Source organism: Pectobacterium odoriferum (assembly GCF_009931295.1).
Taxonomy (GTDB): Bacteria; Pseudomonadota; Gammaproteobacteria; order Enterobacterales; family Enterobacteriaceae; genus Pectobacterium; species Pectobacterium odoriferum.
In genome coordinates this window covers 3560868-3574064 of record NZ_CP034938.1, presented here as the reverse complement: position 1 = coordinate 3574064, position 13197 = coordinate 3560868, and the positions used below count along the sequence as shown (strand labels likewise).

At 53.9% G+C, this 13197-nt stretch carries 8 protein-coding genes; 5 read left to right on the top strand and 3 right to left on the bottom strand.

The features are described 5' to 3' along the window. Window position 1: 1 nt before the first annotated feature. Together lapD and lapG are read right to left on the bottom strand one after the other, a co-directional pair. Window positions 2-1954, bottom strand: coding sequence for a cyclic di-GMP receptor LapD (gene lapD, locus EO763_RS16060; RefSeq protein ID WP_161529564.1), 1953 nt, complete (start codon window positions 1952-1954; stop codon window positions 2-4). A gap of 9 nt (window positions 1955-1963) precedes the next feature. Beyond that, complete coding sequence (gene lapG / locus EO763_RS16055) at window positions 1964-2653, bottom strand: cysteine protease LapG (protein WP_039475153.1); 690 nt, start codon at window positions 2651-2653, stop codon at window positions 1964-1966. 347 nt (window positions 2654-3000) lie between these two features. Between lapG and murQ the strand changes: the two genes are divergently transcribed. The 3 genes from murQ to tadA all read left to right on the top strand — a co-directional run bounded on the left by murQ (window position 3001) and on the right by tadA (window position 5393). After that, window positions 3001-3927 carry an N-acetylmuramic acid 6-phosphate etherase gene (murQ, locus tag EO763_RS16050; protein WP_161529563.1) on the top strand — a complete coding sequence of 309 codons (927 nt, stop codon included), beginning with the start codon at window positions 3001-3003 and terminating at the stop codon, window positions 3925-3927. Between the two features lie 31 nt (window positions 3928-3958). Continuing rightward, the gene (gene yfhb / locus EO763_RS16045) at window positions 3959-4597 is read left to right on the top strand and encodes a phosphatidylglycerophosphatase C (RefSeq protein ID WP_039495020.1); all 639 of its coding nucleotides are present in this window, start codon (window positions 3959-3961) and stop codon (window positions 4595-4597) included. Between the two features lie 319 nt (window positions 4598-4916). Further along, complete coding sequence (gene tadA, locus EO763_RS16040; RefSeq protein ID WP_208852016.1) at window positions 4917-5393, top strand: tRNA adenosine(34) deaminase TadA; 477 nt, start codon at window positions 4917-4919, stop codon at window positions 5391-5393. A 17-nt stretch (window positions 5394-5410) separates the two neighbouring features. Here tadA and mltF read toward each other — a convergent pair whose 3' ends face one another. After that, window positions 5411-6919: a membrane-bound lytic murein transglycosylase MltF gene (gene mltF / locus EO763_RS16035; protein ID WP_161529561.1), complete on the bottom strand. Its 1509-nt coding sequence runs from the start codon at window positions 6917-6919 to the stop codon at window positions 5411-5413. A gap of 216 nt (window positions 6920-7135) precedes the next feature. On the opposite strand from mltF, the gene purL reads away from it, so the two are divergent. Next, window positions 7136-11023: a phosphoribosylformylglycinamidine synthase gene (gene purL / locus EO763_RS16030; RefSeq protein WP_161529560.1), complete on the top strand. Its 3888-nt coding sequence runs from the start codon at window positions 7136-7138 to the stop codon at window positions 11021-11023. A 735-nt stretch (window positions 11024-11758) separates the two neighbouring features. Further along, complete coding sequence (locus EO763_RS16025; protein ID WP_161529559.1) at window positions 11759-13195, top strand: sensor histidine kinase; 1437 nt, start codon at window positions 11759-11761, stop codon at window positions 13193-13195. The last annotated feature ends 2 nt before the right edge of the window (window positions 13196-13197 follow it).

Below are 13197 nucleotides of genomic sequence, written 5' to 3'. Positions count from 1 at the left end.
ATCAGACTCTGACCGCTGGTGCCGGTTCACCCAGCAGCCGTCCCATCGCGCCCTGTAATCCCATCTCCTGAAGCACCTTCAGCTCACCTGCGGTTTCAACACGTTCGGCGATAAGCGGGAGGGCAATACTGTTGGTGGCGCGATACAGCGCTTCGATAAACATTTGCTTATCGTCTTCCTGATCGATATTGCGGATGTAGCTGCCATCGACTTTCAGATAAGCCAGCCCCCATTGGGACAGGTTGCCAATCATATTAAAGCGCCCACCAAAATGCTGTAGCCCCAGTGCACAGCCATGTTCATTCAGCAGTTTGATTAAGGCTTCCAACTGGGCGCTGTCTGGCAATTGGTTCTCATCCAGCTCCAGAATCAGTCGTCTGGCGACGTCAGGCTGATGCTTCAATGGGGCAAGCAGATCGGCGAGCAGATGAAGATTCAGTACCGTGGTGCCGGACAGGCTCAGCGCCAGATTGCCGTCGTGCTGACGGAGATAGTCCAGCACTTCGCGCAGCATAGTCTGATCCAGACGGGTATCCCAGCCAAAGCGTTGAATCCACGGCAGGAAGCGGCCTGCGGCGATGCTGTTTCCTTGCGCATCCTGAATACGAGCCAGTACCTTATGATGTAGCACCTGACTGGGATCGTCACACGCTACGACCGGTTGCAGGAAAAGCTGCAAGCGTTCCTGTTCCAAAATGGGATCGAGCAGGTTAAACCACATATGGCGATCGGTTTCGACCTGTTCGGCACTGACGGACGGCATCGTGTGAGGCGCGGTGGTATCGGTATCGCTTTCGGCCCGCGTGAGCGCCTGATCGCCCTGAATAAACAGAGATTGCGCGGTGTCGCCGGGGCGGAAAGGCACCATGCCGAATTGGGCAACAGGGGAGACATCGGTTTCGCCTGTCAGGTGCAAGGTTTCAATGTTGCGCGTCAGTTCGCCAATCAGTACATAGGCTTCTTTAGCGACCAACCCTGGGCAGAACAGCGCAAACTCCCCGCCACGGATACGTGCAAGAAGGCTCTCTGCATTCGTATGCTGCTTTTGCGTTTTACGCAGGATATGCCCGACAGAGGCTAATAGCGTATCGGTACGCTGACCGCCCAACCGTTGGTTCATCCCCGCCAGATCCTGAACGCGAATCATGATAAGAAAACCGGGGGCGGTTTCTTCATCGGCCAGTTTATCGTTGAACTGCATGTCAAACGCGCGGCGGTTATTCAATCCGGTTTGAGGATCCTGATAGGCTTCCTGACGTAAGCGCTCGCTCCGCTCCGCTTCCTCTTCGAACAGCGTTTTGAGCTTGCTGACCATCAGGTTCATCGCCTGTGCGACGCGGCGAAATTCGGGCGTATTGGGTAAATCTGGCTGGCTAAGGAATTCACGACGGGTAATCGCCAGCGACTGGTCGACAATATAATCGAGCGGACGTAGCTGGCGGCGCAGGAACAGCGCACCAAGGAACACACCCAGCGTGCCACAGCCGAGCAGCCACAGGAAGGTGGCTGTGCTGCTGCGCCACAAACGGGTGACTGCGAACATCGGGTGGCTGACAACTTCCACTTTTGCCGCCTGCTCCCAGCCGCGCATTACGATGGCTTCGCCCGCGCCGGGTTGAAGGTTCACCAACCGGACAAACCAGAGCGGGACGTCAGGGATATCCGGCGATGCGGTACGTTCCAGCGTGACGTTGTCGGTTTTTAAATCCCGCACGCGAATACTGGAAAAATAGCCGCTGTCGAAAATCGAGCTGACCATCAGCTCCACCATCGCCGGATCATCAATATTTGGCGTCAGGGAAAGCCCCAATGCGGTAGCGGCATCCTGCGCGTGAGAGTGAAGCTGGTTATTGTACTGTTCACGCGAATTTTCCAGGCTGACGAAAAAACTCCCGCTGAAAATAATTAGCACAAACAGGCAGATGGCTATCAGTAATTGTTTGTATAGAGACATAGCCTACCCTTACTCCTCAATTGAAAACCCTTCGGCACGCATTTTGGTTAATACATCCTGCCAGCGTGAAAGTCGTTTACTGTCACCGACGCGTTTGTTGCTGCCGCTCGCGCCCGGCAGCCAGAGACCGCCGCCGTTAAAGGCGTACACCGGAACTAAATCGTTGCGCTCTGTCGCAGGTTGGATCTTGTCGGTCAGATTGTCCAACACCAGTGGAATCGAGGTTGGCGTGGGATAATAGGTCACTACCATGTGTGCTTTATTCAGACGCAGGGCTTTAACATAGGTAATGCGTAATTTGTCCGCTGAGACGCCTAAATGGCGCAGCGTAAAATACTTGGCAAGCGCATAATCTTCGCAGTCCCCGGCACCTTTACGCAGCGCTTCAATCGGCGTAGCCCAGTAATCTTCCTGATTCCAGACGACAATATCATCGCGAAACAGCATACGGTCATTGAAAAATTGGTTCACGCTGCTCAGCAGCGCCTTTTCCTCTTTATTGCGGGAATTGACCAACAGCGTCTGCCATTCATCTATTCGGCGGCGAGCATCAGGCGTAGCCGGGCCATAAAGCTGCTCGGTTCGCTGATTAATGGTAATAAAATCCCAGTCCGCACGTAGGGAACCCGCCAGCAGAAACAGCAGACAGCTAATAAAGAAAAGCGTGTAACTGGAAATTCTGAACCCGGGGAGCCGCACTGAGGTTTCTCTGTTTACCTTGCGAGATGCATGTGGAGAGTGAATTCGATGCAGAATAGCGTACTTTCATAGGCCCCAAAAGCATATATACCCTAAATAATTCGAGTTTCAGGTAGGCGGCAAGAGAAGGACAAATTCGTCGGGAACGAATTTGACCAGCCAAAGGCTGGCCTTCGGTGAGAGACAGGATGTCTCTCATTTAATCCCGATGAGCTTACTGAGGTAAGTGATTCGGGTGACTAAACGTAGCCAACGCACATGCAACTTGAAGTATGACGGGTATAGTGGTGAAAATGATTGTTTGTCATAAGCGTGTAGCGCGCTGATATAAAGCATGAGGTAGCTGAATGCGTTCAGATGTGATGGATGGAGAGAATCTTAATTTAGGGAAACTGGTTTCCGAAACGCGTAATCCGGCAACGATGGCGCTGGATCAGCTCTCTACGCTGGAGATGATGCACGCGTTTAATCAGGAAGATCGGAAAGTGCCTGAAGCCATTGCGCTGGTTTTACCCGCGATTGCCGAGGCTGTCGATCTGGCTGCGGCGTCGTTGCAGGAAGGTGGGCGGCTGATCTATTTGGGCGCGGGGACCAGCGGCCGTTTGGGCGTGCTGGATGCCTCAGAGTGCCCGCCGACGTTTGGTGTACCGCATGGGCTGGTTATCGGCCTGATTGCTGGTGGGCCGGGCGCACTGCTGAAGGCGGTTGAAGGGGCGGAAGACGATCCCGCACTCGGTGAGGCGGACTTAAAAACGCTGAATTTAACCGCTGCCGATATGGTTGTCGGCCTTGCGGCATCAGGCCGGACGCCGTATGTGATTGGCGCGTTGCGCTATGCGCATGACGTTGGCTGCCGGACGGCGGCGATCTCCTGCAATCCCCATTCTCCCATCGCACAAGAAGCACAGGTGGCGATTTCTCCGGTAGTTGGCCCGGAAGCGTTAACGGGGTCGACGCGGTTGAAGTCAGGAACGGCGCAAAAATTGGTCCTAAATATGATTTCTACCGGCGCAATGGTTAAGCTGGGGAAGGTGTACCAGAATTTGATGGTGGATGTGAAGGCAACCAACGTGAAGCTGTTAGACCGGGCTTGCCGCATCGTCGTTGAAGCAACGGGCGCCGAGCGGGAGCAAGCGCAGCAGGCGCTGATGCAGGCGGATAATGAGGTTAAGCCTGCAATTCTGATGCTTCTGGCTAATATTGACGTGGCAGCGGCGCGTGAGCGCCTGAAACAGCACAATGGTTATCTGCGTGAGGCGCTAATTGGCGGATAAGATCATCTTGGGGTAAGTCGGGAGAAACGTTTTGAGTGATAAGCGAGAGCAACGCATTGTTTTTTTTGATCTGGATGGCACGTTGCATCAGCAGGACATGTTTGGCAGCTTTTTGCGCTTTTTACTTCGTCGGTTGCCGTTAAATCTCGTTCTGGTTATCCCGCTATTACCGATTATCGGGCTGGGGTTATTGATTCGCGGTCGCGCGGCCCGATGGCCGATGAGTTGGCTGCTGTGGGCGATTACGTTTGGCCGCGATGAAGACGAATTGGTTCAACTGGAAAAGCAGTTTGTCGGCGCGTTTCGTCATGATGTTATTCCGTTTCCGCAGGTTCAGCAGCGGCTGAAAACCTATCTTGAAGACAGCGAGGCGCAGGTCTGGCTGGTGACGGGATCGCCGCAGCGGCTGGTGGAACAGGTTTATCATGATTCGCCTTTTCTGCCCGGCGTGCGCCTGATGGGAAGCCAGATTACACGCCGCTATGGCGGCTGGATATTAACGTTGCGCTGTCTGGGGCATGAAAAAGTGACGCAGATGGAGCAGCGTCTGGGCGCGCCGCTCAAGCTCTACAGCGGTTACAGCGACAGCAAACAAGACAATCCGCTGCTCTATTTCTGCGAACACCGCTGGCGAGTCACCCCCGAAGGTAGCCTGCAACAGCTGGAATGATTTTTTCACCCTTTCATCTGATTTTTTCATCTCTTCATATAGGTATAATGCGCCGCCAAAATATGAATGATAAGAGCCTATTCCAGTAGGCGTTATTGATGCAGCCAGTTTGGACACGGACAGCGCGCAAAAACCGGAGCGTACACGTAGTACGTGAGGATTATTCGCTATGCTCACCCTATGGGCCGCCCTGAGGGCGTTCAAACGCAATTGCGTTTGTTTGAGCACTGCCCAGGTTCAAAATGGCAAGTAAAATAGCCCTAATGGGATAGGTTCTAAGAGAGGAAACGTGGTTAGCTTGCCTAACGATGAATACTGGATGCGCTATGCATTAACGCTGGCTCAGCGTGCTCAGGATGAAGGCGAAGTGCCGGTTGGTGCGGTGCTGGTGCTGGATAATGAAGCGATCGGCGAGGGGTGGAACCGGCCGATCGGGCATCACGATCCTACCGCACATGCTGAGATTATGGCACTGCGGCAGGGAGGTCAGGTGTTGCAGAACTACCGCCTGCTGGAGACAACGCTGTATGTCACGCTGGAGCCGTGCATCATGTGTGCGGGTGCGATGATACACAGCCGTATTGGCCGTTTGGTTTACGGTGCATCAGATGAGAAAACGGGGGCAGCGGGCTCGCTGGTGGACATTCTGCGCCACCCCGGTATGAATCATCAGATCGTGATTGAATCGGGCATTCTGGCTGATGAATGTTCTGCAACGCTTAGCGCGTTCTTCCGTCTGCGCCGTGAACAGCATAAAGCCCGACGTGCCGCCGAGAAAAACGCCGCGCAGGAGTAGCGGCGTTTTATGCAGGTTTATTCCGGCACCTTATTGATAGAAACCGCCGGATAACCTTGTGCGATCTGGGTTTGTTGCTGCGCTTTGGTTTCTTTTTCTATCAGATAACCTTCCAGACTCACCATATAACGCCGAATGTTTTCCACGTAGTTATAGGCTTCATGTCCGCGCGCGTAGCCGTAGGTGGTTTGAGTGTAATAGCGCTTCTGGCTCAGCATCGGCAGGCGCATTTTCACATCGACCCAACTGTCAGGGTTACCCTTCTGTTTTTCGGTCAATTTTCGCGCATCAAGCAGATGGGCGTATCCCATGTTGTAGGACGCCAGCGCAAACCAGATTTTTTCATCTTCCGGGATGGTGTCCGGCATTTTCTGCATCATATGCGACATATATTGCGCGCCGCCGCGAATACTTTGCTCTGGGTCGATCCGATCGGTGACGTTCAGGCTTTCTGCCGTGTTACGCGTCAGCATCATCAGCCCGCGCACGCCAGTAGGGGAAGTCGCCAGCGGGTTCCAGTGTGATTCCTGATAGGAGATAGCGGCCAGCAGCTTCCAGTCGATATCGGTAGCGTATTTTTCAAACAGTGGGCGCAGATCCGGCAGTGTTTCATCAATCGCGCTCAGGAACGTAGTGGTATCGACATAGTCAAATTCGCCAACATGGCCGAGGTACTTCTCCTCCAGGCGGGCGAGTGTCCCGTCTTCGACAATCTGGCTAAAGAAATCCAGCAGCGCGGCGGACAGACTGTCATCGTGTGAACGCCGCATATACCAGATAACAGGCTCTTCATCGCTGAGATCGAAGGCGACGGCGAGCTGTGGATGAATTCGCTGCATTAAGCCAATGGTGACCGAATCACCCAGCGTATAGTCCAGTTTGCCGTCGGCAACCTGCTTCAGTAAGTCCTGTGTGCTCTGATCGGAAGCCGATTCCCAGTTTAGCTGCGGGTATTTTTCTGCTTTTAGATCGCGCAGGGTAGCGGCGTGGGCCGAACCTGACGTCACGACGAGGCGGCCTTGCAGCTTATCCAGCGTTTTTGGGCGAGGTGAACCAAGGCGATACACCATCTGTTGTGAAATGGAATAGTAGGTTGGGCCGGCACGGAAGCGTTCCAGACGCTCGTGGTTGTAGATCAGCCCGGCTGCCAGCAGGTCTGCATCGTCACCGTCCAGATCGTCGAACAGCTCGTCAAGATTCTTGCGTGACGAGACCACCAGCTTGACGCCGAGGTAATCGGCGAACCGTTTTGCCAGTTCATAGTCCAGACCTGTCGGGGATCCGTTGCTCATTGCATAAGTCAGCGGTGAGTTGACCGTGCTGATACGCAACTCACCGCGTGAGAGGATCTGCCTGAGCTGTACATCCTGACTACTGCGCCAGGGAATACTAGGCCATAGCGCTAACGCCAGCAGTAACGTGATAATCCCGATGAAAAAATAATTTAATTTTAACGGCTTCAAATAGTTATCTCTCGGCGGCCGTGTGGCCAGGCTGTCTGTAACGGCAGTTTTTTTATACGTCATTTCCCAGAGTGGGGGCATTTTGCTTAACAAAGCGCCAGTGTGCAACTTTTATTGATTTGGTCACCAATTAATCATTCGTCGGACGCGAAGTGAAATTATCGCCACGCAAACGGTTTCGTCCGAGGGAAGGATTCTCTATAATATGCGCGTTTCCCCCCTGTTGTGCCCCATGGCTGTATCGCAGCCAGTGCATCGAAGACGAGAGAACTTTAGATTATGGAAATACTGCGTGGTTCACCTGCTTTATCGGCTTTTCGTATTAATAAATTGCTGGTCCGCTGCAAAGAGCACGTTTTGCCGGTCAGTGATATCTATGCTGAATACGTACATTTCGCCGATGTCAGCGCCCCGCTGAACAACGATGAACAGGCCAAACTGACACGTTTGCTGAAGTATGGTCCTTCTCTCGCGGAGCACGAGCCGCAAGGCCATCTGTTACTGGTCACGCCGCGTCCCGGCACGATTTCACCGTGGTCTTCCAAAGCAACGGATATCGCCCATAACTGTGGATTAAACAAAGTACTGCGTCTGGAACGCGGTCTGGCTTTCTATATTCATGCGCCGACGCTGAGCGATGAACAGTGGCAGCAACTGGGGGCACTGCTGCATGACCGGATGATGGAAAGCGTATTTAGCGACCTGAAACAGGCCGAAGCGCTGTTCTCTCATCATCAACCTGCACCTTTCAAGCGCATCGAAATTCTGCTGCAAGGGCGTCAGGCACTGGAAGAGGCGAACGTCCGTCTGGGCCTGGCATTGGCAGAAGATGAAATTGATTATCTGCTGGAAGCCTTCACCAAACTGGGCCGTAACCCAACCGATATTGAGCTGTATATGTTCGCACAGGCGAACTCTGAGCACTGCCGGCACAAGATTTTCAACGCGGATTGGGTGATTGACGGCGTCACTCAGCCGAAGTCACTGTTCAAAATGATTAAAAACACCTTTGAACACACGCCCGATCACGTCCTCTCTGCCTATAAAGATAACGCCGCCGTCATGGAAGGCTCCGCCGTCGGCCGTTTCTACACCGATACCAACGGACAATATACTTACCATCAGGAAGACGCTCATATCCTGATGAAGGTTGAAACGCATAACCACCCAACCGCCATTTCACCGTGGCCGGGCGCAGCAACAGGATCCGGCGGTGAAATCCGTGACGAAGGCGCGACAGGTCGGGGTTCCAAACCGAAAGCGGGTCTGGTGGGCTTCTCTGTATCGAACCTGCGCATTCCTGGTTTTGTCCAGCCGTGGGAAGAAGAAGAGTTCGGCAAGCCAGAGCGTATTGTCAGTGCGCTGGATATCATGACCGAAGGTCCATTGGGCGGCGCGGCATTCAACAACGAATTCGGTCGTCCTGCACTGACGGGCTATTTTCGTACTTATGAAGCGCGCGTCGATAGCCACAATGGCACAGAGCTGCGCGGCTACCATAAACCGATCATGCTGGCGGGCGGCATTGGTAACATCCGCGCCGATCACGTCCAAAAAGGCGAAATTATCGTCGGGGCCAAACTGATTGTACTGGGCGGACCGTCCATGAATATTGGTCTGGGCGGCGGTGCTGCCTCTTCTATGGCATCGGGTCAGTCTGATGCGGATCTGGATTTTGCTTCTGTACAGCGCGATAACCCGGAAATGGAGCGCCGCTGTCAGGAAGTGATCGACCGCTGCTGGCAATTGGGTGAAGCCAACCCGATTCTGTTTATCCACGATGTCGGCGCGGGCGGTCTGTCCAACGCCATGCCGGAACTGGTGAGCGACGGTGGTCGCGGTGGGCGCTTTGAACTGCGTGATATTCTGAACGACGAACCGGGCATGAGCCCGCTTGAAGTCTGGTGTAATGAATCGCAGGAGCGCTACGTTCTGGCCGTTGCGCCAGAGCAGTTGGCACAGTTTGATGAAATTTGCCGCCGTGAACGTGCGCCTTATGCGGTGATTGGTGAGGCGACGGAAGAACTGCATCTGACGATGAACGATCGTCACTTCAACAACCAGCCTATCGACTTACCGCTGGATGTGCTGTTGGGCAAAACGCCGAAGATGCTGCGTGACGTTGAGCGCAAGCAGGTTGAAGGCACGCCGCTACAGCGTGATGAAATCTACCTGGCTGAAGCGGTCGAGCGCGTGCTGCATTTGCCTGTTGTCGCCGAAAAAACCTTCCTGATCACCATTGGTGACCGCTCTGTTACCGGTATGGTGGCACGCGATCAGATGGTCGGTCCGTGGCAGGTGCCGGTGGCTGACTGTGCGGTGACCACCGCCAGCCTTGATAGCTATTACGGCGAGGCGATGTCTATTGGTGAACGTGCGCCCGTTGCGCTGCGTAACTTTGCGGCTTCCGCACGTTTGGCTGTGGGTGAGGCGCTGACGAACATTGCGGCCACGCATATCGGCCCGCTGACTCGTGTGAAGCTGTCTGCGAACTGGATGGCAGCAGCAGGGCATCCGGGCGAAGATGCTGGACTGTACGATGCGGTGAAAGCCGTGGGTGAAGAACTGTGCCCGGCGCTGGGTCTGACGATTCCGGTGGGTAAAGACTCCATGTCAATGAAAACTCGCTGGCAGGAAGAGGGCGAAGATCGCGCGGTAACCTCGCCGATGTCGCTGGTGATCTCTGCGTTTGCCCGCGTGGAAGACGTGCGTAACACGGTAACGCCACAGCTGCGTACCGGACAGGATAATGCGCTGCTGCTCATCGATCTGGGTGCTGGTAATAAAGCTCTGGGCGCGACAGCGCTGGCGCAGGTTTATCGTCAGTTGGGTCGTAAGACGGCAGATGTTCATAGCCCAGAGCAACTGGCAGGCTTCTTTAACGCCATACAGCAACTGGTCGCGGACAAAGCGCTTCTGGCCTACCACGACCGCTCAGACGGCGGCCTGCTGGTTACGCTGGCAGAGATGGCGTTTGCTGGTCATTGCGGTGTGACTGTTGATATCGCCTCTCAGGGCGAGGATACGCTGGCGACGCTGTTTAACGAAGAGCTTGGCGCCGTCATTCAGATTCCTGCTGCCCGTCGTGCGGAAGTGGAAGCGGTTCTGGCTCTGCACGGTTTGGCTGGCTGCGTGCATTACCTTGGTCATGCTGAAGAAGGCACGCGTTTCACCATCAATCAGGGTGCAGAAGCCGTCTATCAGGAAAGCCGTTCAACGCTGCGTCGCTGGTGGGCTGAAACCAGCTGGCAGATGCAGCGTCTGCGTGATAACCCGCAGTGTGCCGATCAGGAACACATCGCCAGACAGGATGATAACGATCCTGGCCTGAACGTGTCTCTGACCTTCGAGCCGCAGGAAGATATCGCCGCACCTTATATCGCTAAGAATGTCCGCCCTAAAGTGGCAGTCCTGCGTGAGCAGGGTGTGAACTCTCACGTAGAAATGGCGGCAGCGTTCCACCGTGCAGGCTTTGATGCCATCGACATTCATATGAGTGACCTGCTGGCAAATCGCCGTAATTTGCAGGATTTCCAGGCGCTGGTGGCGTGTGGCGGCTTCTCTTATGGTGACGTGCTGGGCGCGGGTGAGGGCTGGGCTAAATCCATTCTGTTCAACTCTCGCGTACGTGATGAATTTGCTGAATTCTTCCTGCGTCCACAGACGCTGGCGCTAGGCGTCTGTAACGGCTGCCAGATGATGTCTAACCTGCGTGAACTGATTCCGGGTGCCGATCTCTGGCCGCGTTTTGTCCGCAATAAATCCGATCGCTTTGAAGCGCGCTTCAGCTTGGTCGAAGTGGAGAAAAGCCCGTCGCTGTTCATGAATGACATGGCAGGATCGCGCATGCCGATTGCCGTTTCACACGGCGAAGGGCAAGTTGAAGTCCGCGATGGTGCGCATCTGGCGGCGATTGAAGAGCACGGTCTGGTGGCGCTACGTTATATCAACCACTACGGTCAGGTAACCGAGAACTATCCGGCTAACCCGAATGGCTCGCCAAACGGTATTACGGCAGTAACCAGCACCAGCGGTCGGGCAACCGTCATGATGCCGCACCCTGAGCGTGTGTTCCGTACCGTCAGTAACTCCTGGCACCCAGAAGAATGGGGCGAGGATGGTCCGTGGATGCGTATGTTCCGCAACGCACGCAGACAGTTGGGCTAAGTTAAGGTCAGTCAGAGAAAGGGGCTTCGGCCCCTTTTTTGCGTCTGTTTTCTCAGTTTGTCGTTTTTTTGCGACGAACAGGTTTTTTGATGTCTCTAATTAGTGACATTTAACTGTTTGATTTATATGAATGGTGTAATGACGTCATAAAGCTGTCTGTTTTTAGCGACATAAATCGTCTCTTTGGCGTGTATTTTCGTTATTCATACTCTGAACTGTATATTTATTGGTGAGTTTTAAATTAAAAATCATTAATAATCAGTGTTTTGATTTATTTTTTTCAAACTTGGCATACTAAGTGCATTTTAATTAGAGTTGCTCATTCAACTGGTTATGATTGCGTTGCTAACTGGCAAATATTTTCGCTCATAACATCTGGAATGATGCCAAAAGAAAGGGTGCCTATCGTCCACCAAACCGATAATCGGGCGTGAAAACGAACGTTATCAAGCATCGGGCGACACGTTGAGTGAGGCACCGCCTATTCAGTTACGCGGCCAGAGGGAGCGATTCTTCTGGCCGCGTGACGTTTCATACCCGCCACCTCCCCCAGAGAATCCCCCTGATTGATTTTTACGGCGCTACTTTTTACGGCGCTACTTTTTACGACGTTACTTTTTACGTCGTTACATGGGTATTCATGCCGTATTGCGAAGTGTTGCGCATGCCGCAAGGGAAAGCATTGACGTTTTATAAGACTCAGTTAGCATCAGAGCGGATTCGATAGGTAACGAGATGATTTCTTTGAAACGATGGCGTTTATTCCCGCGTTCCCTGCGGCAATTAGTAATTATGGCGTTCTTGTTGGTTTTGCTGCCGCTGTTGGTGCTGGCCTATCAGGCTTATCAAAGCCTGAACATGCTGAGCGAACAGGCCGCGGAGATTAACCGGACAACGCTGACGGATGCCCGCCGCAGTGAGGCGATGACCAGCGTCGCGCTGGCAATGGAGCGTAGCTACCGGCAGTACTGCGTATTGGACGATCAGACGCTGGCAACGCTCTATCAGAACCAACGTAAACAGTATTTGCAAATGCTGGATTCTCACGCGCAGGTACTGCCCGATCCCCGCTATTACCAGACGTTACGTCAACTCCTTACTCAGCTCGGCGAAATTCGCTGCCATAACAGCGGCCCGGAACAAACGGCGTCTAGCCTGCTGGAAGGGTTCTCTCGTGCCAACGGACAAATGGTGCAGGTAACGCGTGACGTCGTTTTCTCCCGCGGGCAACAGCTCCAACAGGCAATTTCCGAACGCGGCCAGTTCTTTGGCTGGCAGGCGCTGCTCTTGTTTCTGGTCAGCGTGCTGTTGGTGGTCCTCTTCACGCGGATGATTATCGGGCCGGTTAATGGCGTCGAGCGGATGATCAACCGCCTTGGAGAAGGCCGTTCGCTGGGTAACACCAGCACCTTCAAAGGGCCGCGTGAGATTCGAACGCTGGCGCAGCGCATTATCTGGCTGAGCGAGCGTCTGTCCTGGCTGGAGTCGCAGCGACATGAGTTTTTACGCCACATTTCCCATGAGCTGAAAACACCGCTGGCTAGCCTGCGAGAAGGCACCGAATTGCTGGCCGATGAGGTGGTCGGTCCGCTGACTGCCGATCAGAAAGAGGTGGTTGCTATTCTTGATAGCAGCAGCCGCCATCTGCTACAGCTGATCGATCAACTGTTGGACTATAATCGCAAGCTGGCGGATACGCCGACCGAGCTGGAGCGGGTTGAAATCGAAGAGATTGTCGAGATTGTCGTGTCGTCCCACAGCTTACCTGCCCGTGCCAAAATGATTCATACCGATGTGACGCTGGCCGTTGAGCACTGTTGGGCGGAGACGACGTTGTTGATGCGAGTGATCGATAATCTCTATTCCAATGCGGTGCACTACGGTAAGGAATCCGGTAACATTTGGATTTATAGCCGTCAGATTGGCAATCGCGTTCAGATTGATGTCGCCAACAATGGTACGCCTATCCCCGATGCAGAGCGGAGCATGATTTTTGAGCCCTTTTATCAGGGAAGCCATCAGCGCCGTGGTGCCGTCAAGGGAAGCGGGTTGGGGCTGAGCATCGCGCGTGATTGCATTCGTCGTATGCGTGGTGAACTTTGCCTAATCACCGTGGACTATGCTGATGTGTGTTTCCGCATCGAGCTGCCCTTATTGTCTGATAACGAATAGTC